Consider the following 21,632-nt stretch of genomic DNA (forward strand, 5'->3'; position numbering starts at 1 on the left):
AATGATCGAGACCCTTGCCACCTTCGTCGCACGGACCGACGGTCGGGACCTCGACTCGGGGGACGACCTGACACGATACCGCTTTCACACGGGCGCCGACCTCCGCCGGCTCGGCGGCGACGAGCCGTGCCCGATTCTCTTCCGTGACCTCGGACCCGTGGCGACGGCCCGGTTCTTGCGTGGCACCCTGCGGCGACTGGCCGGGCCCCTCTCACCGATCCTCTACATGCGAACCGAGGGGTACGCCGAGCCCTATGTCGACCACGAGCGGATCGGTCGCTTGGCCATTCTGCGACCACTCGCGCTGCGCCCCTGGCACTCGGGCGTCGCGACCATCTATGTGGCGCGGTCGACCCGGTCGATCGCGGCCGACGCGCTCGGGTTCATCCCGGGCGATGTCCCACTGGCCGAGGCCGCCCGCCTGGCCGCCGACCTCCATGACGCCCGGGAACTCCGCGAGGCCCTCGGTGGCCGGAACCACGACGAAGCAGTCGCCGACACCCTGCAACGGCTCGATCGCCTGGCCCGAGAGTTGGAAACATCCGAGACGCTTGCCGGGCCGCTCCGTGACGAGTTCCAGTCGGCGGCACCGGCGCGGCGGGACCGGGCCACCGCGTTGATGGACGGCGTCGGTCTGGTCGAAGTCGACCTCTGCACCGCATGGCACCACTTGCCCCGAGACCGTCGCCACTTCGTTGCGGACGCCCTCCGACGCATCGGCCCGATCGGCGGGAGGCCACATCCATGACCGCCCGCTTCGACGAACCGATCTCGGCAACGACCGGGCTGGCGGACTGGGGCGAATGTCGGTTCCTGTCGTGCAGTGTCTTACCGGTCCGGGTGGCTTGCAACTTGACCTGCCCCTTCTGCTTCTCCAAGTCGTCGCTCAGCGCCCTCCGCGACGAGCCACGGCGGTGGGACCTGGGAGAGGTCGCAAACTACTACCGGTTTGCACGCGACCGAGGCGCGATGCGGCTGGTCGTCACCGGCGGCGGTGAGCCGCTCCTGCGTCCTGGCCTCGTGGTTGACCTGGTCAGGACGGGCCGCCGCGTCTTCGACGAGGTCGCCCTTTTCACCAATGGATCGCGGCTGACCCCGGACTTGGTCCGCCACCTGGCCGACGCCGGACTGTCGTACGTCTGCTACTCTCGACACGCGGCCGACGACGACGAGAACCGGGCCTTGATGGGCGCGGGGGCCCCGGCGGTCACCGAGGTCGCGGCGGCCGCCGCCGCGGGCCCGCTGAAGCTCAGGGCGACCTGCGTGATGACGCGCGGGTACGTCGACGACAAGGCCGCCGTCTGGCGCTACATCGACACGCTGCGGCCCTTCGGCATCTCCGAGTTCACGTTCAAGCATACCTATGTGGCCTACGAGCGCTCGGTCTTCCAAGGTACGAATGAGGACACTTGGTCACGCCGGCATCAGGTTGAGTTCGACCCGTTCGAGGGCGAGGGGGAGCCCGTCGGCGGCCTCCCTTGGGGACCGGTCATCCGTCGCAAAGGAGAGCTTCAAATATGTTATTACCGCGAACCGACGCCCGAGTGGGAGCGGAGGCACCAACTCTGCCGCTCGTCCAACCTCCTGTCGAACGGCTCGGTCTACGCCTCACTGGAGGATCAGTCGAGCCTCTTGTATCGCCTGGGCAACTCCTGAACGCCTTGGCCGGCGAGGACGTCGAGCGGTTCCGGGCGTTACTGCCCGTCGGCTATGCGGCCGGGGCGGACGCCTATCGTGCCGCGGTCGAGAACCTGACGGCGGAATCGCTTTCGACGCACTACACCGACGGTCTGACCTTCTTCCATGAGACCTTCATCCCCCGCCTGATCGACCGGATCGCGGACCTGACCGGCGGGGTCTGGGACCTCTCCGGGCACGTCGCCTACGCGGCGGGCAGCGACGTCGATTTCATGACCCACGTGGTCGAGGCGGTCGCGGCCCGCGAGCCGGTCGCCCTCTTCCCGGGCGACTGGTTCGGCTTTCGGGTCGGGTCGACGCACCCGGACCAGATCCGCTGGGACGCCTCGGGCCGGGGCGCCTTGGCCTGCCTCTGTATCCCGTCGGTGCGCAATGGCCACCTGACCGATGAGATGGTCGACTTCCTCTCGGCCGCGGACGCCTGCCTGCTGAACCTCAACCTCTATCCGACCCTCGCCCCCGACGAACGTCAGCAGGTGGCCCGGGCCCTCAATGGCTTGCTCGATCGCTCCGTGCTGTCGATCAGCTTCAGCCGCGGTTTCGGGCTGACCGCCTCGCAGCTCGGCGTGCTGTTCGTGCCACGCGATCACCCTTACCGTCGCCGGTTCGCGGCACAGTGGGATTGGTTCACCTACTTCCACAACGCCCTGGCGGCCCGCGCCTTCCTGGCCCTCGACCCCGGCCGTCTCGAACCCGTCGATCGGGAACGCCGGGCACACGTCGCCACCTGGCTTGAGTCGCGGGGCCTGCCGTCGGTCGGGTCCGGGAGCTACTACGTCAAGTCGTTCCGGCTCGACGGCCCGGTTCCGGACCCGATCCGTCCCCTGGTCCGCGACGGCCTGGTCCGGCTCTGCTTCAAACCGCCACAGGTTTGAAGCAGAGCCGTGGAGGCGATCCTCCCGAGGAGACCGTCGGCCGGTTCCGGCGCACCTGACCACGTGTTGCGAGTGACTGGGTTCGGTGGTCATGAAGGAGTGCCTGCTTCCGAGACAGCTCCTTCATGCCATACCCAATACGATGGTACGCGAAATCAATTCTTCGCAGCGTCGGGGCTCTTGAGCGAATCTCGGAGCGATTTGGCACGAGCCTCGAGCTTTTCCGCCTCGGCGTTGTCACCCGACTTCCGGAGCACGGCCGCGTAATCTTCGAAAGCCGCCGCCACTTCGAGGGGGTCGCCCCCGGTTCGCTCGAAGATCCCGACCGCTCGTTTGCAGCACGCGACGGCTTCGTCCTGGTGGTCCTGGGAGAGACAGACGCGTCCCAGCTTCGAGGAGCAGCACGCCACGTGGGGATGATCCTTCCCGAGGTCAAGCTCGTAGAGGGCCAGCGCCTTCTTGAGCAACGGTTCCCCCGCGGCGGGCTTCCCCTGGCTGGCGTACAGCCAGCCGAGCGACTCGAGGCTGGCGGCAACGTCCGGGTGCTCAGCGCCAAGAACCTGCTCGCGGATCGCCAGAGCACGCTTCAGAAGCGGCTCGGCCTCGGCGTACTTCTCTTGGTCGACGTAGAGTGAGCCGAGGTTAAACAGGGTCGGAGCGAGGTCGATGGGCTGACCACCGGCCGTCTTCTCGCGGATCGCGAGCGCACGCTTGTACGAGGCTTCGGCTTCTGGGAAGTTGCCCAGGACATGGTCGACCGTGGCCAGGTTGTCGAGCACGGCCGCGACGTTCGGATTCTCGGGTCCGTGCACCTTCTCGGCCGCCGCGAGGCAACGCGCATAAGTCGCACGAGCTTCCGCCGACCGACCCGCCGCATCGTAGACCGACGCCAGCGTATTGAGGCTGCGGATGACGTCGGCATGCTCGGCGCCAAGCGCCTTTTCGCGGATCGCGAGGGCGGCTTTGGCGAGGGGCTCGGCCTCGGCGTTTCTGCCCTCGGAGGAGAGCACCCAGGCGAGGTGGTCGAGCGTGGTGGCGCGCCGAGGGTCGTTCTCGCCAAACGCCTTCGCTTCGTTCTCGGCCACTCGGAGTCGCCGTTCCGCCTCGTCGAGGAGGCCCGCTTTGTACGCGTTCCAGCCGGCGTCATGCTCGACCTTCCAGTCCGCCCCCCGCGCCTTGGCGGCAGGGACGGAACAAGCACCAAGCAGAGCAGCCACGAACCAGATTCTCATCGCCAGTTTCATCATTTGTCTCCTCATCCCGGGTCTCGCCACGATGTGCGTCGTCTCTCACCAGAGTTGGTTTCAGTCCATCGGCCGGAGCCAGGGTTTCGGGAGCCGGCTGCGCCGCCCCGTCGTCCAGTCGCGGGCTCCCGGCCCGACGGTACGGGGGCCGGAGCTACCGCTCGCCTGGGTTCGGGTGGCGCTGCCGGTGTACCGCGGCGGAGCGGCCGGCCGAGGCCCGGTCGCGGACGGGGGCGCACTCTGCGGCCCGGGGTTGGCGTAGTAGCCGACGCCCTGGGAGCCAGCGGCGTAGATGAAGCGGGGGCTTGCCGTCCCGTCGGTCGCCACGGGCGCAGGGACCTGCGACGTCATGAGCGCGAACGGCACAGTGAACGAGACCGAAGTCTCGGTAGGATCAGGCAGCCCTGAAATCTCGAAGACGACCTTCGCGCCCGAGGCCGGGACCGTTCCCAGGCCGATGGCACGAACGAGCGAGGTCGACGGCTGGCCGGCCGCCGCCGTCGCCGGCTGAAGCCGGCGGTCGAACCAGGGACTCGGTGAGTTGGGGTGGTAAAAGGTCGCGATCGCCGTCAGGTTCGTGGCGTCAAGTCCCTTCCCGGTGGAATCCTGAGGGAAGATCCGGATTCCCTGGGTGTAGAAGAACACCTCGAATTGGTGCCGCTCGGTCTTCCCCAGGAAGCCGCCGCGGGCGCTCTTCGTCGGAGCCGGCTCGTCCTCCCCATCCGCTCGGGAGAGAAACACCAAGCTCATCAGTCCGCCAAGCAGGAGGATCCCCGCCATCGGCACAGGTTTCAACGCTGGACGCATTGCAGCAATCACTCCCTCGGGATCAGTCTCATCAAGACCGCCGAATGCGGGCGCGATCGCGGCCCGACCCCACCCGGCAGTGTCTCTCCGCTTACCGAGACGTTGCCCGTCGCCTCCGAAGGTCGGCGATCGGGGCTCTGAGATCGGGAATCAGTGGGGGTAGCCCCACCCTCTCGGGAGGGCTCAAGTCATGGCGGGTGACGGCGCAAGAGTACAGGACATGACGATCGAGGTTGATCGGCTCGCCGCCGACCTCGGCCTGGAGAGAGACCAAGGTAGCGAACCCGCTTCCGACCCTAGAATGATGAGCATTTCCCAGTGCCGCCGCAAGGCACAGGTGGCAAGGAACGTGTCGAATCTTGACAAGCCGGCAAAAGATCCGGCGAACACGTTACCACGTTCTTGTGTTCAGAGTTCCAAGATCCGTAGACTCCCACCCCTTGAGCTCGGTGGCTCGCGGTCAGGAGCCGGCCGAACCTCAATCCCATCGTCCTGATGAGGCCGTCCGGCGAATCCCCGATGACCAAAATCACCCAGTTTACCCTTTCAGACGAACCCACCCTCATATCCCTCAAGCGAATCAAAACCCGGCCATAGCGCTAACGCATCCGATTCCTCATAACCGAAATTACTAGCAATCGCCTGGCGGCGCGGTGGCACCACCCCCCAAAAGCCACGGGCAATGCACCTGCACTTACCAACAAACCGCCTCAATGCGACGGGGGTCCGCCGTGAGTCACTGGCAATTTCGATTCGGCCGAGGCTTGTTCGTACTCCTCCTCGGAGCGAGTGCCGTGAACGCTCAGGAAATGGTGCCACCTGGATTCGAGGCTCCCGGGCCTCCGCCTCCACAGCGGCCGGCCGGCTCCGGCCTCCAGCCCGAGTCGCTCCCGGCCGAACTCGCGGAGGATGTCTCGCAGGTGCCCGTTGTGCCCAGCCTGGGGTCGACCCCGGTCTCGGACGTCCGGTTTCTGATGGACACCCTGGGTGTGAAAAACGCGTTCGGCGACAGCGGCATCCGGACGTTCGGCTGGGTGGAAGGGGGGTATACCGGCTCGTCAAGCGGGTCGGGATTGCTCTCGGTCGAACCCCGGCAGAACCGATTCGGCAACGAGTTTTTGCTGAACCAGATCGGCCTCGTGATCCAGAAGCCGCTCAAGCAAGACCGATTCGACATCGGCTTCAACGTTCGGTATTTTGCCGGTGCCGATGCGGCGCTGGGCCAGCCCAAGGGGGGCATCGACTCTCCGCCCGGCAATTCGCACTTCAGTCACGACTTCCGTGACCTTTACATCTCCGCGCACTTGCCAATCTTCACCGAAGGGGGCATGGATGTGAAGGTCGGCCGGATGAACACGATCATCGGCTACAACGGCTTCCTCGCTCCCTACCGGCCGTTCTACTCCAGCGACTACCAGTTCTTCTACTCGCAGGACGGGGCCTTCACCGGCTTCCTGCTCAACCAACATGTCACCAGTCGGTTGGACATCTGGAGCGGGATGACCCTCGGGGCCAACACGTTCTTCACCTTGCGGAGCAACAACTCCTACTGCTACATCGGCCAGGTGAATTACTGGCTGACGGACGAGCAGAAGACGCGGTTGACCGCCTCGGTCTACACGGGCCCAAACGCCATCTTCGCCGCCCCGGGCATGGCCGGCGACCACAACACCACCGTCGAGCTCCGCGTCCAGCAGAACTGGAGCGAGCGCTTCGTCCAGATCGTCCAGTCCAACATGGGCTGGGATACCAACACCCCAGTCGGCACCGGCTCTTGGTATGGCCTCTATACCATCGGGATCTATCACCTGGCCCCGGAACTCGATATCCAGGGCCGTGCCGAATGGTTCGACGACGTCAAGGGCACGCGAACCGGGATCAATACCGACTATGCCGAGGTCACTCTCGGTTTGAACTGGCACCCCAACAAGTTCCTTGAGGTCCGCCCTGAAATCCGCGGCGACTTCGCCGGCCAACCCGCCTTCGGAGGCGGGGGCGAGCCCCCGACCCACCGGAGCCAGTTGACCGGCGGGATCAGCGCCTTGATCAAGTTCTGACATCAGCTCATACGGTGTCGAAAAAATGAGAACGGCGATGGCAACCCTCGCGTTGCCATCGCCGTTCTCCATTTGCGGACAGTCTCACCTCGTCACTTGATTGATTCTTGCCGGGTGGGTACAACCCGCCCGACAAGTCAGATCGGTTCGTCGCGGTTTCACCTCACTCGGAGACGACCGGGGTTGAGAACCAGTGGTTGGGGGCGAGGCCGGTCGAGTCGAGGAACCAGGGAGCAGCGACGGGACCCCCGGTCCAGGTCCCCGCCAGCCGGAGCGCTTGCTGGGCGAGGTCCGCCGTGATCGCCGTCGGGTTGCCGGCCCAACGCAGGCACAGGTCCCCGCTGTCGAGCCGGAACACCGAGCGGCGGAATAGCGGTCCGGCTTCCGCCTCGGGCACGACCTCGGGAGTCGGCCCCGACACGAACAGGCTCGCCGTCGCCAATGCCCCACCGAAGTACCAGGCCGCATCCTCGGCCGACCACGGACCGTCCCACCGGAACCGATCGCGGTAGATCAACCGGCCAGCGCGGCGCGCCTCGAAGTCCTGCACGATCCGCGCGAACTGGAACCGCTCCGAGAGTTCGCCACGGTTGTACCGACCCGCGAACCAGATGTCCCCCCAGATCAACCGGGCGCGCGGCGCCAGCGCCACCCGCGCCCGTTGGTAGTACCGGCTCCCCTGGAACGGGATCGCCGGCCCCGGCAACACCACCAGGCAGGCGTCGTCCTCCACCTCCACCGCCCACTGCTGAGTCGCGAAGCTGGATAGCGCCGGGTGCACCCGCGTCGCCGACTGACCTGTCACCAGCGAACGCGTCCCCGCCCGCGCCTTCAGCTCCATCAGGTGGCCGTCACCGTCCATCAGGCCCGCGGTCAGGTTGATCAGGTAGAGCAGCGACGCCGGCTCGCCAGCGATCACGAACGGTGGCATCAGACGTACCGGGACCTGCTGGTAGCAGGTCCCCAGTCGAGTTTCGTCACCCACCCGGACCAACTCGATCCGCGCCCCCCCGACCCGCGCGGCCTGATGCTCTTTGGCGCACAGGCCCTGGAATTCGGGAGGCGTCAGGAGTTCGTCACGTGTGATGCGAATTGCTCGCGAACCCACTGGATCACCTCCTCGACACCTTCCTGCTCGCGGAGGCTGACCATCAGGAACGGACGCTCGCCCCGCATCTTGAGGCTGTCGCGCCGCATCACCTCCAGGTCGGCTCCCACGTACGGTGCGAGGTCCGTCTTGTTGATCACCAGCAGATCGCTGTTGCAAATGCCTGGACCCCCTTTGCGGGGGATCTTGTCCCCCTCGGCCACGTCGATCACGAAGATGAACCGGTCCGCCAGCTCGCGGGAGAAGACCGCCGTGAGGTTGTCACCACCCGACTCGACCACCACCAGCTCGAGCTTGGGGAATTGACGCTGAAAGTTGGCCACGGCGCTGAGGTTGGCGCTGGCGTCGTCGCGGATCGCCGTGTGGGGGCAGCCACCGGTCTGGACCCCGACGATTCGCTCCACCGGCAACACCTCGCGGCGCGAAAGGAACTCGGCGTCCTCATGGGTGTAGATGTCGTTGGTGATCACCGCCAGGTTGATCTCGGGCCAGAGGTGGCGGCAGAGCGCCTCGACCAGGGCCGTCTTCCCGGAGCCGACCGGCCCGGCCACGCCCAGGGTGAAGACCTGCCGCGACGGCCCGGCGTAGCGGGCCGGGCCGGGCCGGCCCATGTGGTCGTGACCGGGGTCATTGTGGAACGCGACGCCCCAGCGGGGACGCCGCCGCGACGGCCGGGTGGACCAGCCCCGCGCGTCCGACCCATCATTAAGATCGGAACATTCGAGCATAGAGTCGAGTTTGCTCATCGCAGAGGATCTCGTAGTGAGGGCAACCGGCGCCCGCGGTCTCGGCAGCGCGGCCGCCGAGGTCGGGAGCCAGATCGCGGATATCGTCATGGACGTAAGCCAGCACTTGCTGGCCGTGAGTATGGCCGATCGGAATCGCGCGGACCCCAGCGCCGATCATACCGAGGGCCGCCTGGTGCAGATAGGCCGTCAGCACGTCGTCGGCCGCGCCGCCCGCCAGCGCACCGAGCACCCCGAACGCGATCGGGTGGTGCCAGCCGGCGGTGTGTTCCGGCTCCGCGTCCATGAGCGCCGCCAAGCCGGTGGCGCACCAGGTCCAGGTCGCCCCCAAGGCCAGCAGTTGGTCGCCCATCTCCCGGCTGGCGATCCGGGTCGAAGGGGGAATGATCGACGTTTCGGCCATCTGATTCAGGGTCAGCAGCGCGCCGGAATCGCCGGCGTGGGCCGCGCGGCAGGCCGAGGCGACCAGCACCCCCTCGAGCGGACCGAGCGAGGTCCGCAGCCAGCGCCGGGTCCATTTCTCGAGCGTCTCGGGATCGTGGACCAGCCCGCGCGCGATCGCCGTTTCGAGCCCCCACGAATGGGTGTAGCCGCCGATCGGCAGGGCCGAATCGGTGATCTGAAGCAAGCGGAGATTCATCAAAAAGCCAATCCGACTTATAGGGTGAACACGGCTCACCAGGTTTCGCCGACGAGAACGGTCACGACCGCAGTCGCGTGAACACCAAGCCAAGCGATCTTGTCGGGTGGGCACGGCCCACCCGACAAGAGAATTCACGCCAGCTTGCACATATTCTTAGCCTGGAAAATCCAGATCCACCAGGGTTACAGGAGGGCAGGGGAGTCCGGGCCGAGGCATTCCCCGGCCCGGACAGCCACGGCTGCGTTCAAAACAGGAAGTAGCGCTGGGCCATCGGCAGCACGTCGATCGGCTCGGAACCGACCTTCTCGCCGTCGACCCACACCTGGTACGTATCGGCGTCGACCCGAATCTCGGGCGTCGCCTCGTTGCGGATCATGTCCTTCTTGCCCACCGTGCGGCAGCCCTGCACCGCCGCGATCTCCCGTTGCAGCCCGTACCGTTCCGCCGCGCCATTGTCCACCGCCGCCTGAGACACGAACGTCAGGCACGACTTCGACAACGCTCGCCCGTACGCCGCGAACTGGGGACGGGGGTAAACCGGCTGCGGGGTCGCGATGCTCGCGTTCGGGTCGCCCATCTGCGCCGAGACGAGCAGGCCCCCCTTGAGCACCAGCTCGGGCTTCACCCCGAAATACTCCGGCTTGTACAGCACCAGGTCAGCCAGCTTGCCCGACTCAATGCTCCCCACATGGTGCGCGATCCCGTGAGTAACCGCCGGGTTGATCGTGTACTTCGCCACGTACCGCTTCACCCGTTCATTGTCGTTGCGTGCGCTGTCGGTGGCCAGGGCGCCGACTTGCACCTTCATCTTGTGCGCGGTCTGCCAGCACCGCACGATCGCCTCGCCGACCCGACCCATCGCCTGCGAGTCCGAGCTCATCATGCTGATGATCCCACGGTCGTGGAACACGTCCTCGGCACCGATCGTCTCGGCCCGAATCCGGCTCTCGGCGAACGCCACGTCTTCGGGGATCTTCCGCGACAGGTGATGGCAGACCATCAACATGTCGAGGTGCTCATCAATCGTATTCACCGTGAACGGCCGGGTCGGGTTCGTGCTCGAGGGCAACACGTAAGGCAGACCGGCGATCTTGATGATGTCCGGCGCGTGACCGCCGCCCGCCCCTTCGGTGTGGAAGCTATGGATCGCACGCCCCTTCATCGCCGCGATCGAGTCGTCGATGAACCCCGACTCGTTGAGCGTGTCGGTGTGAATCGCGATCTGGATGTCGTACTTGTCCGCCACCGTCAGGCTGGTGTCGATCACCGCCGGCGTGGTGCCCCAGTCCTCGTGGAGCTTTAATCCGCAGGCACCGGCCTCGACCTGGTCATGCAAGGGTTTGGGCAGGCTGCTGTTCCCCTTGCCCAGCAACCCGACGTTGACCGGCAGGCCCTCGAACGCCTGGAGCATCCGCATGATGTTCCAGGGGCCCGGCGTGCAGGTCGTCGCCCAGGTCCCGGTGGCCGAACCGGTGCCGCCGCCGATCAGGGTGGTCACCCCCGAGGCGACCGCCGTCTCGATCTGCTGCGGACAGATGAAGTGAATGTGGGTGTCGATCCCGCCGGCCGTGACGATCCGCCCTTCGCCGGCGATGATCTCGGTGCCCGGCCCGATCACCAGTCGGGGGTCGACGCCACGCTGGGTCAGCGGGTTGCCCGACTTGCCGACCGCGACGATCCGGCCCCCCCGGATCCCGATGTCACCCTTGACGATCCCCCAGTGGTCGATGATCACCGCGTTGGTGATCACCAGGTCGCAGTGTTCCGGACCCATCGGATCAATGACCGGGCATTGGTCCTGGCCGTCGCGGATCGACTTGCCGCCACCGAAGATCGACTCCTCACCGTAGTCGACATAATCGTGTTCGATCTCGATGATGAGCTCGCTGTCGGCGAGCCGGATTCGGTCGCCCACCGTCGGACCGTACTTGCCCGCGTAAGCCTGTCGAGAAAGGCGCACACTCATCGATGGATACCCCTTACCAATTCGGGATCGGATGGTTTGAGTCGACGCGGATCACTCGGAGGAAATGCAGCAACCATAGCCTTCGTCGACACATCGCTTCAAACTGGTCTGTCGCGTGTAGGGATCGTCGAGCCGACCTGACACCAGACCGTTGAAACCGAAAACCTTCCGACGCCCGCCGTAGGGGATCAGCCGGACCTCCTTGACGTCACCCGGCTCGAGTCGCACCGAGGTTCCGCTCGGCAAGTCGAGCCGCATGCCGTACGCTTTCTCGCGGTCGAACACCAGCGCGCGGTTGGTCTCAAAGAAATGGTAGTGCGACCCGACCTGAATCGGCCGGTCTCCCGTGTTGTTGACGCTGAGCGTGACGAATTCGACGCCCGCGTTGAGCTCGAGGTCGGCCCCATCGAAGAAATATTCGCCCGGAACCATGGTTCTCTCTCCCAAGGGGATGGATGGCAAGTCGGGGAACTCGGAGTCATTCATCAACGAATCGGGTTATGGACCGTGATCAACTTCGAGCCATCGGGGAAGGTCGGCTCGACCTGGATCATCGTGATGATCTCGGCCACACCTTCCATGACGTCGTTACGGCCGAGGATCTCACGGCCGGCGCTCATGATCTCGGCGACCGACTTGCCGTCGCGTGCCATCTCCATCAGCTCCGCCGTGATCAGGGCGGTCGCCTCGGGGATGTTCAGCTTCAGGCCGCGATCCTTGCGGGCTCGGGCCACCTGGGCGGCCACGAAAATCATCAGCTTATCACGTTCTTGGGGCGACAGATGCATGGGCAGGACTCCATGAGTCGATTGGTTCAAGGGATCGACGAAAATCGGACACGGCAGCCCGACGCATTGACCTCGGTCAAGTCGCTGACGAGGCCGGTTCGCGGAGGAATTTCCCCTCGAGCCAGCCAAACGCCAAGACCAGCCAGGTGGCCAGGACGAAGGGCGCCGTCAAGGCGGGAAGTCCGAGCCTGGGGACGAGCTCGGTGATCGGCACCGAGAGCAAGATCCCCAAGAGCGGTGGGATCAGCGACCGCTTCGACAAGTAGAGGGCGACGGCCGCCAGGGTCGCGTTGTAGCCATAGAGCCCGAGCTCGACGTTCTCGAACAAGGAGCGATCGACGAGCCGCTCCGGGTCGAGCGCGCGAACCGCCGCGGTCGCGTGATAGTTCCCCACCAGCATCCCCACCATCGAGCCCACCAGCACCCACGCGGCGTGCCGCCAGTCGCTCAGGGCAATACCGACGACGAACAGCAGCCCCGTCCCAAGGCTCGCCTGGAACATCACCTGGCTCACGCCGTGGGCCACCGTGCCCACGAAGCCGACCACGCCCAACGGATCGCCCGCCGCGACCTGGGGCACTTTCAGGGCCAGCCCGAGGAAATAGATCGCCCAGGTCAGGACAATAAACGGTGAGGTGTATGTCGGGAACGGCACGTAACGCCGCATCAGCCGGGTCACCGGCACCGCGGCGATCGAGCCGACGACCAGCAACACGAGGCTCGCCCCCCCCGGCTTGAAGAAGAAGAGGGTGGCGATCCCGACCAGCGTCGCGTTGAACCCGTAGATGCCGGCGGCCACCTCGGCCTCGTCAAACTTGAGCACCTTGGCCGTCACCGCGCCGATCGCCGCTCCCACAATCGCGCCAAGCGCCATGATCGGCGAGCTCAACGCGATCCCGAGGAGAAAACAGCCGCCCGTCAGGGCGTTTTCCTGAAAGAAAACCTGGCCGATCCCCCGCAAAGTCGTACGCAGCGGGGTAGGGACAACTTCATCCGATAACGAGAACATATCAGCTCGATTCTCGTATTGAGGTGATGAGATTCCATTGGACCCGAATGGAGCCAATGACGCGACGGTCTAAGAAGCTCGGCAGTTCCCCGCCCCTGGAATGGAATTCATGAAGGGGACGGCACCGTTTGTCCCGCCATTTCCGCACCGACGAACCTCAATGACACCTGACTTGCGTTCCCTGACGACCACGCCACGTGGTGAACTCCCGCGGACCTCCCGGAACGGCTCGGGCCTCGAACTCCAATTCCGCGTAAGCCCCTCTTCCATTTGCAAGTTGCGGCAACATCTAACCAGTGATACCAGTGAGTTCCCGTAAGTCAATCACTGACTAACAGGAATGTTTTGAGACCGTCCCCACATTCCCGGGTTTTCCACCCGGTCCCGGTGCCCTTGCTCCAGCGTCAGTTTACATCGGGAAATCAGGTTCGCGCCAAGGCCCGTGCCCGGACGGCGCGAAGTACGGATCCGGGAGGCGCACCCCGGAATGACGGAGCCAATCAACCGGATCCCGAATGGCCGTGCATCGCCAAGCCGACTTGCACGCAGGCATGACCTCCCTCGTCAAAACGACCCGAACACCGAACCCAGTAAAATAATCGCAACTAATGAGATGATCACGCTGACGACAACAGTCATCACCATATCAAAATAGCTTTCGCGATGGGTCAGTCTGCTGACTTGCAGCACCGTCAGGACCGTGCCATTGTGGGGAAGGGCGTCGAGCGTACCGGAGCTGATCGTGGCCACGCGATGCAACAGCGCGGGATCGATGCCCTGCTCAACGGCGAGTCGCAGATAGGTGGCGCCAAGCGCATCGAGCGCGATCGCCATCCCGCCGGAAGCGGAGCCGGTAAGCCCGGCGAGCAAGTTCATGGCGGCGGTGAGCGAAACCAGCGGCCCTCCCCGGATCGACAGCACCGCGTCGCGGACCCCGGCGAATGCGGGCATGGCCGCGATCACCGCGCCGAAGCCGACGAGACTGCCGACCGTCAGAACCGGCAAGACCGAGGAATTGGCGCCGGCATCCATGCTCTCACGCAACGCGGGCAGACGCCGGTAGTTGATGATGACAGTGATCAGGGCTCCCAGTGCGAGCGCGATGGCGACCGACCAAGTCCCGGCCACGGCTCCGATCGTGGTCCCGCCCCAGACCTTCTCGGCGAGAAACGAAAAATCAAGGCGAGGGAGGATGACCAGCGACATCAGGAAGTTCATGACGATGACCACAATGAGGGGGAGGATGGCGAGAACGAAGGAAGGCTCACCCTCACTGCGCTTGCCATGGCGGATCTCGGCCGGATCGAATTCGCCGGCCGCCGTCGCATGCTCGCGGATCGTCTCATCGACGACAGGAGCCGCGTCCGCCCCGCCACCGTAGCCCTCGCCGGCCTTGCGTGCGATCGCCTCGGCACGGCCGAGCCACCACATGCCGAACGCCATCGTGATGATCGATGCGATGATGCCGAGTCCGGGCGCCGCGAATGGCGTGGTTCCGAAGTAAGGCATCGGAATCGCGTTATTGATCGAGGGCGATCCCGGGAGCGCCGACATCGTGAACGTAAACGCGCCGAGACAGATGGTCGCCGGCATCAAGCGACGCGGGATATCCGCCGCTCGAAACATCTGCTGCGCCATGGGGACCAGCACGAAAAAGGCTACAAAGACGCTGACGCCACCATAGGTGACTACGGCTGAGGCAAGCACAACCGAGAGCATCGTGCGGCGGGTTCCCAACAGCTCGGTCAAGTAACGCGCAATCGCGGTGATCGAACCGCTGTCATCCATCAGCTTGCCGAACAACCCGCCAAGCAAAAACAAGGGAAACCAGTGCGCCACGAAGCGCGAAGCGCCCCCCATGAACGTCTGGGTCCAATGGGCGAGCAGCGGCTCGCCCGACATCGCCGCGGCCAGGAGTGCAGCCGCCGGGGCCACCAACAGGACGCTCCACCCTCGAAACGCGAGCCACATCAACAAGGCGAGCGCGAGCAAGATCCCAAGCAGTCCCAAGGTGTTGTCCTCCATCACCAAATCAAGAGCGCCAGGTGAGTTGCCTCCCAGACGGTTGGCGACCGTGTACCGCCTGGGGATGATTGGACATCGCCTTGATCGATCATCCCACACAAGGGAAGGACGCCACGCCGTGGGACGGAGCGGCGAATCTTCGCCATCTCGTCCCAGCGGCCAAACGACAGCCCTGGAGGAAACCGTCGAATACGAGGGGGGCCTGGGGACGTAGCGGCTACGTCCCGGCCAGACACAGCAAAGACTTGCTCACATCTTGGAAACAGACAAGGAGATCGTCGGTTCGATCACGGCCACGACCGGGTCATTCGTAGACCTTGACCAGGCCGGTGTGCAGCTCGTAGGTGGCGCCGACGACCTTCAGTTCTCCCGACTTGGCAAATTTCGAGAGGATCGGGTCGAGGCCCCTGAGCCGCTCGACCCCCTTCTCGACATTGGCTCGGGTGACGTTTTCGAGCTTGTCGCCCGGGCGACCTTTCACCGCATTGACGGCCACCCGGATCGGATCGATCAGGTCGCCGATCGATCCGGGCAGGGCGTCGTTGGCATCAATGTGCTGGATGGCGGCCTTGACCGCGCCACATTGCGTGTGGCCGAGCACCATGATCAGCCGGACGCCGAGTTCGGCCACCGCGAACTCGATGCTCCCCTTGACGATCGGGCCCGCGCCACTGACGACGTTCCCCGCCGCGCGCACCACGAAGAGGTCGCCGACCCCCTGGTCGAAGACGAGCTCGGGTGCCACCCGCGAGTCCGCGCAGCCGACGATAATTGCCAAGGGTGCCTGCCCCTCGGCGAGTGCCAAGAAGTCTTTCGGACTCCGCCCCGGGTGGGTGAGTTGCCCGTTGACAAACCGGCGGTTGCCCTCGAGCAACTGGGCGAGCACGGCGTTCGGGTCGCGAGCCGGGGCCGCCTGGACGGCTGTGGGAAGGGCCAGGCCCGCCGCGCCGGCGGCGAGTCCGGTGAGCTGCACGAACTCGCGGCGCGACAAACGATTAGGGGATCGCATCGATTCAGTTCTCCGAGAGCGGGGTTCGGGCTCGCTGGGCTCACCTTGGGCCCGGGTGGATGACCGCGCGACGCGGCCCATCATCCACCGAACGTGCCCCCTGGTGCGGAACGCGTCAAACAAAAAAAAGGGATCGCCGGGCCTTCGGACGGCTCTCCCACTCCGCGAGCAAGCGCCGTCAGACGGTCGAGGAGAGAACGAAGACTCAGCGTGCGGAGCCTGCCAGTGATCGCCAATCCAGAGCGCCCAGAACGAGGCCCTCCACGACAGGGGAATCGGCGTAGCCTCATCGAACGATGTGTGGCGGTTGAGCCGCAACGAGGCGAGAGTCTCCCAAACGGCGCCACGGTCATCTCGGAGTCGCGAATGGCGATCGCCCGCAGGGGACCCCGAGTGATCCGAATGAGTCGGAGGTACTCTATGACACGCCAGGGCAAGTCACAACTTTCGACCGCCTCATTTTTAACGAATTCAGCCTCAGGCTCGCCGGCCAGGGCTCCCCTTCCCAGGCCAAGCGGAGAGCGTGAGATCCCTTGGCGTCTCGCCGACATCGAACCAAGACCGGGAGCGCGCGCTCCGCTGGCCTGGAAACGCTTCAGGCCGGGCGGAATCCCGCCCGACTCAGATGACCTGGTCGCCACCGAAGGACGTTTGCCCCTTGGGGTCGAGCCGGCCGAGCAGGCTCTCGATCGACCGTTCCATCTTCTCGCAAGCCTCGACGATCGCCTCGTCGATCGTGGCCGCTTCGTGGGTCACGGCAATCGGATGGCGCCCCGCGAGCCGGGCCTCCAACAGACAACGCTTGTCCGCACCACCATCCTTGGGGCCGTTCACATCGGCGAGATGAATCTCCACCCGGGTAATCTGGTCAGCGAACCGACTCAGGCCGCGTTCCACCTCGGCGGAGACCTTCTGAAAGAACTCATCGCTACCTTTGATGTGATTGTCTGTACTAACTTGGATTTTCATAATTAATTCCTCGAACATCACGACACTGAGGAGTCGTCGCCTGAACAGCGATGATTCCGCATCCTCCGATGAATATCAATGGGAAAAGAGCCGGTCCCGACAAATTCATCGAGATTTCGCCATTCCGCCGTTTTAACCGTGCGCTCCCGCCGGTTCTGAGCGTCCCCGCACTCGGGCGGCGGGCCCGCGTGCGTTCCCTTCCACCATGGGAACCCGAACGTCCCGGCTCCCGTCGTCTGACCGGCGCGTCTTGGGGGCTCGGATAGTGACGCCCGGAAGCCGGCGCGACCCGCAAATCTGGTCGGCGGATAACCCGGTTGACCGTTGAGCGACCAGCGTACCTCCCCTCACCTGGGCCGGCCCAGGGCCACGAATCGGGAAACCGCCGAGAAGTTGACCTTTTTTGCAAATCTTTGAAATCAAGAGGGTTAAGGCCTGTCGAATCGGGGCTCTTTTCGGCGCCACGGTCGATCGCGGTACGCTTTTTGAATGACATCTGGCGTTGCGTACAGTCACCGGGGTCAGCAACCGGAGGCGGGCTGCCCCCACCTTTTCCCTTCGTTGGCGGTCGTGGGAGAGGTGATTCACGGCGACTGGATGACGACCCGGTCCTTCGACCACGAGGACCGGGTTCAGGCCGGCAGGGCCAGACCGCACTATACGAGAGATCCGCCCGGACCTCGGGGCTGGGCTCAGCCGCTCGTTCCGGATCAGTAAAGGTGGCGACGGCCGCCTCCGGAAGCCGCAGTGGCCCCTCCGATTTCCCAAGTTGTTAACTCAAAGAAGCATGAGGTTTTTATGGCATTTAATGCGTCTCTCTCACAATCAACACTCCCACGCGACCTAGCGGCGGGTTCGGTTGTCTTTCTTGTGGCCCTGCCGTTGTGTCTGGGAGTGGCGTTGGCGTCCAATGCGCCGTTGTTCTCCGGCGTCCTGGCCGGAATCGTCGGCGGCATCCTGGTGGGAATTCTTAGCGGTTCGCAGACCAGCGTCAGCGGTCCGGCCGCCGGCTTGACGGCGATCGTCGCGGCCCAGATCGCCCTGTTGGGGTCGTTCGAAACGTTCTTGATGGCGGTGGTGATCGCCGGCTTGATCCAGATTGCGTTGGGGGTCGCGCGGGCCGGGTTCCTCGCGGCCTTCTTCCCCACCAGCGTGATCAAGGGTCTGCTCGCCGCAATCGGCGTGATCCTGATCTTGAAACAGATTCCCCACGTTTTGGGCCACGACCCCAACCCCGAAGGCAACATGTCGTTCCAGCAGCCCGATCACGAGAACACGTTCTCGGAGTTCGGCCGGCTGCTCGGTGAGATTCACCCGGGGGCGGCGGTGATCGGGCTCGCCTCGATCGCGGTGCTGGTGGCCTGGGGCCAGTGGAAGCGGCTCAAGAAGTCGGCCGTCCCCGCCCCGTTGGTCGTGGTGCTCTTGGGCGTGGGACTCAGCCTCTTGTTCCGCCAGCTCGGCGGGCGCTGGGTGATTGAGCCGAGTCACCTCGTGCAGGTGCCACTGGCCGACAGCCTGACCGGCTACCTTCAGTTCTTGCAGCATCCCGACTTCTCCCAGTGGTCGAACCCAGCCGTGTACACGGCGGCCCTGACCATCGCCGCCGTGGCCTCGCTGGAGACCCTGCTGAACCTGGAGGCGGTCGACAAGATCGACCCCCAACAGCGTGTTTCTCCTCCGAGCCGGGAACTGGTCGCCCAGGGAATCGGCAACGTGGCCGCCGGCCTGATTGGTGGGATCCCGATCACGTCGGTGATCGTCCGCGGTTCGGTGAACATCAACGCCGGCAGCAAGTCGAAACTCTCGGCGGTGGTCCATGGCGTTTTGCTCGTGGTCAGCGTCACGTTCCTGCCGATGTGGCTGAACCTGATCCCGTTGTCCTGCCTGGCGGCCATCCTCCTGGTCACGGGCATCAAACTGGCCAGCCCCGCGTTGGTCAAGCAGATGTGGAGCGAAGGGCGGTACCAGTTCATTCCGTTTGCGTTGACGGTGGTGTCGATCGTCCTGACCGACCTATTGATCGGGATCATGATCGGGCTCGCCGTCAGCCTCGCCTTTATCCTCAGCAGTAACGTACGCCGGCCGATCCGCCGGATCGTGGAGAAGCATCTGGGCGGCGAGGTCATCCGGATCGAGCTGGCCAATCAGGTCAGTTTCCTCAACCGGGCCGCCTTGGCCCTGGCGTTCGATGCGGTCCCCCGCGGCGGCCACCTCCTGCTCGACGCCCGGAATACGGACTACATCGACCCGGACGTGCTCAGCCTGATCCGCGACTTCAACGACCAATCGGCGCCGGCCCGCGGCGTGGAAGTCAGCCTCGTCGGATTCCGCCAGAAATATCAATTGAAGGACCAGACCCAATATGTGGATTGCTGCACCCGCGATATCCAGAGCGCGCTCACTCCGCGGCAAGTACTCCAACTCCTCCAGGAAGGCCATGAGCGATTCCGGACCGGCCAACGTCTGACGCGCGACTTCGGCCGTCAGGTCAATGCCACGGCCAACGGTCAACACCCCCTGGCCGTCGTGGTCAGTTGCATCGACTCCCGCACCCCCGCCGAATTGATCTTCGACATGGGAGTGGGCGACATCTTCAGCGTCCGGATCGCGGGGAACATCACCAGTCGAAAAGTCCTGGGCAGCGTCGAATACGGCTGTGCCGTCGCCGGGGCCAAGCTGATCCTGGTGATGGGCCACACCCGGTGCGGTGCCGTGACCGCGGCCGTCGACATGGTGGGCTCATCCGCCTCCATGGCCGACGTCACCGGCTGTGAACATCTCGACCACATCGTGAGCGACATTCAGCTTTCGATCGATCCCCAGACATGCCAGGGCCTCGCGGAAATGCCAACGGCCGAAAAGAAAGCATTCGTCGATGAAGTCGCCCGGCGCAACGTCTTGCGAGTCGTTGATGCGATGCTCCAGGAGAGCCAAGCGCTCCACGACCTCGTCCAGAGCGGCCAGATCGCCATCGTGGGCGCCATGTACGACGTGGTTACGGGAGGCATCGAGATTCTCCCGACCGTGGAGAACAACCAGTTGCACGCCCTGGATCGGGTGTGAGACAAGGGCTCCACCGGCGAAGCTCAGACCAGGCAAAGCCAACCGAGCGGTTCGTGCCCGTAGGCGATCCGCCCCCTCAGCAACCGGGGGGCGGATCGCGTTGGGGGAATCCGGCAACAATTCGCCGTGCCGGTGAGAGTCCTGGACTCGGCGGCGAACCGCTTGGTCGGGCGCCTCGTGCGCACCAACGTTCGATCCACTCTATAATGGATGGGATGGCCTCGCGCGGCGGTGCCTCACCCGCCAGGGCACCGATCTCAATTCAATCGCAATTTTTTTATGATCATTTTAACACGCATATTACTGTTCCGAATCGCGGGCCCGACGATCTTCATGAGCGTCCTTTTCCTCGGGTCGTGCATCACGGCCGCGATCTATCTGCACCATCAGCAGTCCACCTCGCTCCGGATCCTGGATGAGGATCTCCAGAGCCGCCAGTATGGGGCCGACCTCTTGCGGGAGTTGCACGACCTGATCGCCCTGCCCAGGGACCGGCGGCAGGAGGCGGCGCCGCTCCACAAGAAGATCCAGGGGCTACTCGCCCGGGCGAAGCAGGCGGCCGACAAGCGGGAGGAGGCCCGGCTCGTGGCCCGGCTGGAAGCGAGTTTCGATCGTTATCTCGAGCGGTGGCAGGCCGAGGCATCCTTGGATTCATCGAGTTCCGAAAACGCCGACAAATCGGCGCTCGGCCTTTTGGAAGCGGAGACCGTGCCGGCCGCCCGCGCGTTGGAACATTTCAACGCCGGGGAGATCGGCCGGGCCGAGGTCACACTCGATCGGACGGTGACGTGGATGGCCTGGGGGTTTGTCGGAGTGGGCACCTTCGGCTCGCTCGCCGGACTGCTGCTCGGGTACGGCGTCGCCCGTGGACTCGGGCGAACGGTGCTCCGGGCCGAGTCACTGGCCGAGGTCGGCGAGATCGCCGCCGGCATGGCCCACGAACTCAGGAACCCCCTGACCGCGATCAAGATGCTCGTGCAGATGAACCGGGAGGAAACCGAGGCCCAGGGCCTGCCCGCCGAGGACTTGCAAGTCATCGAGCAGGAGATCCTCCGGATGGAGGCCCGGCTCAACGTGTTCATCGACTTCGCCCGGCCGCCCAAGCCGGAGCGTCGGCGCGTCAACCTTGCGGCCGTGGTGGACCAAACCCTGGCCTTGGTCGGGGGCCGAGCGCGCAAGCAGCGGGTGACGGTCAAGTTCACTCCCCCCTCGACACCGGTCGAAGTCGAAGCCGACGGGGAACAGGTCCGGCAATTGCTGGTCAATCTCGCTTTGAATGCGCTCGACGTGATGCCGCGCGGGGGGATCTTGGAGATCGACCTCCGCCCTCCGGCGAACGAGATCGTGGAGTTGGCTGTGCTCGACACCGGGCCTGGCATCCCGCCACGGCACTTGTCCCGGCTCTACGAGCCGTTCTTCACCAGCAAGGAGATGGGCCTCGGACTCGGCTTGGTGGTCTCGCAGCGGATCGCGCAGGACCATGGTGGCGAGCTCCGAGCGACGAACCGGCCCCAGGGCGGGGCCTGCTTCGTCCTCCGCCTGCCCGCGACGCCAAGCGTCGGATAGGCTAAACTGGGTTGGGCTCCCGAGCGATTCTAAACGCGCTCTCAGCCGTTGGTCTCGGT

General features: G+C 64.9%; 18 protein-coding genes. 6 read left to right on the forward strand and 12 right to left on the reverse strand.

Annotation, left to right across the window (positions count from 1 at the left end; genetic code table 11):
* Window position 1: 1 nt before the first annotated feature.
* The 3 genes from BUS42_RS38460 to BUS42_RS38470 are packed head-to-tail and all read left to right on the forward strand — an operon-like array spanning window position 2 to window position 2,573.
* On the forward strand, window positions 2-748 hold the full coding sequence (locus BUS42_RS38460; protein WP_143206675.1) for a hypothetical protein: 747 nt from the start codon (window positions 2-4) through the stop codon (window positions 746-748).
* Entirely contained in the window at window positions 745-1,656 is a 912-nt protein-coding gene (locus BUS42_RS38465; RefSeq protein ID WP_074316659.1) for a radical SAM protein, read from the forward strand. Before BUS42_RS38460 ends, BUS42_RS38465 begins: the two co-directional genes overlap by 4 nt.
* A 5-nt stretch (window positions 1,657-1,661) precedes the next feature.
* On the forward strand, window positions 1,662-2,573 hold the full coding sequence (locus BUS42_RS38470; protein ID WP_074316661.1) for a hypothetical protein: 912 nt from the start codon (window positions 1,662-1,664) through the stop codon (window positions 2,571-2,573).
* Window positions 2,574-2,728: 155 nt separating this feature from the next.
* Here the strand turns inward: BUS42_RS38470 and BUS42_RS38475 are convergent, their stop codons facing one another.
* Both BUS42_RS38475 and BUS42_RS38480 read right to left on the reverse strand, forming a co-directional pair.
* Window positions 2,729-3,820 (reverse strand): tetratricopeptide repeat protein, encoded by a 1,092-nt coding sequence (locus BUS42_RS38475; protein WP_254054085.1) that lies wholly within the window; start codon window positions 3,818-3,820, stop codon window positions 2,729-2,731.
* A 57-nt stretch (window positions 3,821-3,877) separates the two neighbouring features.
* Window positions 3,878-4,624, reverse strand: coding sequence for a hypothetical protein (locus BUS42_RS38480; protein WP_074316666.1), 747 nt, complete (start codon window positions 4,622-4,624; stop codon window positions 3,878-3,880).
* A gap of 794 nt (window positions 4,625-5,418) precedes the next feature.
* Between BUS42_RS38480 and BUS42_RS38485 the strand changes: the two genes are divergently transcribed.
* Complete coding sequence (locus BUS42_RS38485; protein ID WP_254054086.1) at window positions 5,419-6,681, forward strand: outer membrane beta-barrel protein; 1,263 nt, start codon at window positions 5,419-5,421, stop codon at window positions 6,679-6,681.
* Between the two features lie 163 nt (window positions 6,682-6,844).
* On the opposite strand, the gene BUS42_RS38490 is transcribed toward BUS42_RS38485, so the two are convergent.
* The 10 genes from BUS42_RS38490 to BUS42_RS38535 form a co-directional block, all read right to left on the reverse strand.
* Window positions 6,845-7,789 (reverse strand): urease accessory protein UreD, encoded by a 945-nt coding sequence (locus BUS42_RS38490; protein WP_074316668.1) that lies wholly within the window; start codon window positions 7,787-7,789, stop codon window positions 6,845-6,847.
* Entirely contained in the window at window positions 7,747-8,400 is a 654-nt protein-coding gene (gene ureG, locus BUS42_RS38495) for an urease accessory protein UreG (protein ID WP_074317537.1), read from the reverse strand. The genes BUS42_RS38490 and ureG overlap by 43 nt, the downstream gene beginning before the upstream one ends.
* 94 nt (window positions 8,401-8,494) lie before the next feature.
* Window positions 8,495-9,175, reverse strand: coding sequence for an urease accessory protein UreF (locus BUS42_RS38500; RefSeq protein ID WP_074316670.1), 681 nt, complete (start codon window positions 9,173-9,175; stop codon window positions 8,495-8,497).
* A gap of 247 nt (window positions 9,176-9,422) precedes the next feature.
* Entirely contained in the window at window positions 9,423-11,144 is a 1,722-nt protein-coding gene (gene ureC, locus BUS42_RS38505) for an urease subunit alpha (RefSeq protein ID WP_074316672.1), read from the reverse strand.
* A gap of 51 nt (window positions 11,145-11,195) precedes the next feature.
* Complete coding sequence (locus BUS42_RS38510; protein ID WP_074317539.1) at window positions 11,196-11,576, reverse strand: urease subunit beta; 381 nt, start codon at window positions 11,574-11,576, stop codon at window positions 11,196-11,198.
* Window positions 11,577-11,629: 53 nt separating this feature from the next.
* On the reverse strand, window positions 11,630-11,932 hold the full coding sequence (locus BUS42_RS38515; RefSeq protein ID WP_074316675.1) for an urease subunit gamma: 303 nt from the start codon (window positions 11,930-11,932) through the stop codon (window positions 11,630-11,632).
* 76 nt (window positions 11,933-12,008) lie between these two features.
* Complete coding sequence (locus BUS42_RS38520) at window positions 12,009-12,941, reverse strand: urea transporter (RefSeq protein ID WP_074316678.1); 933 nt, start codon at window positions 12,939-12,941, stop codon at window positions 12,009-12,011.
* Between the two features lie 564 nt (window positions 12,942-13,505).
* A complete protein-coding gene (locus BUS42_RS38525; protein ID WP_074317540.1) occupies window positions 13,506-14,951 on the reverse strand; it encodes a GntP family permease in 1,446 nt (481 codons plus the stop codon).
* Window positions 14,952-15,270: 319 nt separating this feature from the next.
* Window positions 15,271-15,975 (reverse strand): carbonic anhydrase, encoded by a 705-nt coding sequence (locus tag BUS42_RS38530; protein WP_074316680.1) that lies wholly within the window; start codon window positions 15,973-15,975, stop codon window positions 15,271-15,273.
* A 621-nt stretch (window positions 15,976-16,596) separates the two neighbouring features.
* The gene (locus tag BUS42_RS38535) at window positions 16,597-16,944 is read right to left on the reverse strand and encodes an HPF/RaiA family ribosome-associated protein (protein WP_074316683.1); all 348 of its coding nucleotides are present in this window, start codon (window positions 16,942-16,944) and stop codon (window positions 16,597-16,599) included.
* 798 nt (window positions 16,945-17,742) lie between these two features.
* On the opposite strand from BUS42_RS38535, the gene BUS42_RS38540 reads away from it, so the two are divergent.
* Both BUS42_RS38540 and BUS42_RS38545 read left to right on the forward strand, forming a co-directional pair.
* A complete protein-coding gene (locus tag BUS42_RS38540; RefSeq protein WP_074316685.1) occupies window positions 17,743-20,007 on the forward strand; it encodes a bifunctional SulP family inorganic anion transporter/carbonic anhydrase in 2,265 nt (754 codons plus the stop codon).
* Window positions 20,008-20,340: 333 nt separating this feature from the next.
* Window positions 20,341-21,573, forward strand: coding sequence for a sensor histidine kinase (locus BUS42_RS38545; RefSeq protein ID WP_254054087.1), 1,233 nt, complete (start codon window positions 20,341-20,343; stop codon window positions 21,571-21,573).
* Window positions 21,574-21,632 lie beyond the last annotated feature (59 nt).

Origin of the sequence: Singulisphaera sp. GP187 (assembly GCF_900129635.1) — a bacterium.
Lineage (GTDB): Bacteria > Planctomycetota > Planctomycetia > Isosphaerales > Isosphaeraceae > Singulisphaera.

What these genes read in the sequence shown, in the direction of transcription:
- BUS42_RS38460 (WP_143206675.1), top strand. Translation starts at nt 2, where the DNA reads ATGATCGAGACCCTTGCCACCTTCGTCGCACGGACCGACGGTCGGGAC.
- BUS42_RS38465 (WP_074316659.1), top strand. Translation starts at nt 745, where the DNA reads ATGACCGCCCGCTTCGACGAACCGATCTCGGCAACGACCGGGCTGGCG.
- BUS42_RS38475 (WP_254054085.1), bottom strand. Translation starts at nt 3,820, where the DNA reads ATGATGAAACTGGCGATGAGAATCTGGTTCGTGGCTGCTCTGCTTGGT.
- BUS42_RS38480 (WP_074316666.1), bottom strand. Translation starts at nt 4,624, where the DNA reads ATGCGTCCAGCGTTGAAACCTGTGCCGATGGCGGGGATCCTCCTGCTT.
- ureG (WP_074317537.1), bottom strand. Translation starts at nt 8,400, where the DNA reads ATGGGCCGGCCCGGCCCGGCCCGCTACGCCGGGCCGTCGCGGCAGGTC.
- BUS42_RS38500 (WP_074316670.1), bottom strand. Translation starts at nt 9,175, where the DNA reads ATGAATCTCCGCTTGCTTCAGATCACCGATTCGGCCCTGCCGATCGGC.
- ureC (WP_074316672.1), bottom strand. Translation starts at nt 11,144, where the DNA reads ATGAGTGTGCGCCTTTCTCGACAGGCTTACGCGGGCAAGTACGGTCCG.
- BUS42_RS38510 (WP_074317539.1), bottom strand. Translation starts at nt 11,576, where the DNA reads ATGGTTCCGGGCGAATATTTCTTCGATGGGGCCGACCTCGAGCTCAAC.
- BUS42_RS38515 (WP_074316675.1), bottom strand. Translation starts at nt 11,932, where the DNA reads ATGCATCTGTCGCCCCAAGAACGTGATAAGCTGATGATTTTCGTGGCC.
- BUS42_RS38520 (WP_074316678.1), bottom strand. Translation starts at nt 12,941, where the DNA reads ATGTTCTCGTTATCGGATGAAGTTGTCCCTACCCCGCTGCGTACGACT.
- BUS42_RS38530 (WP_074316680.1), bottom strand. Translation starts at nt 15,975, where the DNA reads ATGCGATCCCCTAATCGTTTGTCGCGCCGCGAGTTCGTGCAGCTCACC.
- BUS42_RS38535 (WP_074316683.1), bottom strand. Translation starts at nt 16,944, where the DNA reads ATGAAAATCCAAGTTAGTACAGACAATCACATCAAAGGTAGCGATGAG.
- BUS42_RS38540 (WP_074316685.1), top strand. Translation starts at nt 17,743, where the DNA reads ATGGCATTTAATGCGTCTCTCTCACAATCAACACTCCCACGCGACCTA.
- BUS42_RS38545 (WP_254054087.1), top strand. Translation starts at nt 20,341, where the DNA reads ATGAGCGTCCTTTTCCTCGGGTCGTGCATCACGGCCGCGATCTATCTG.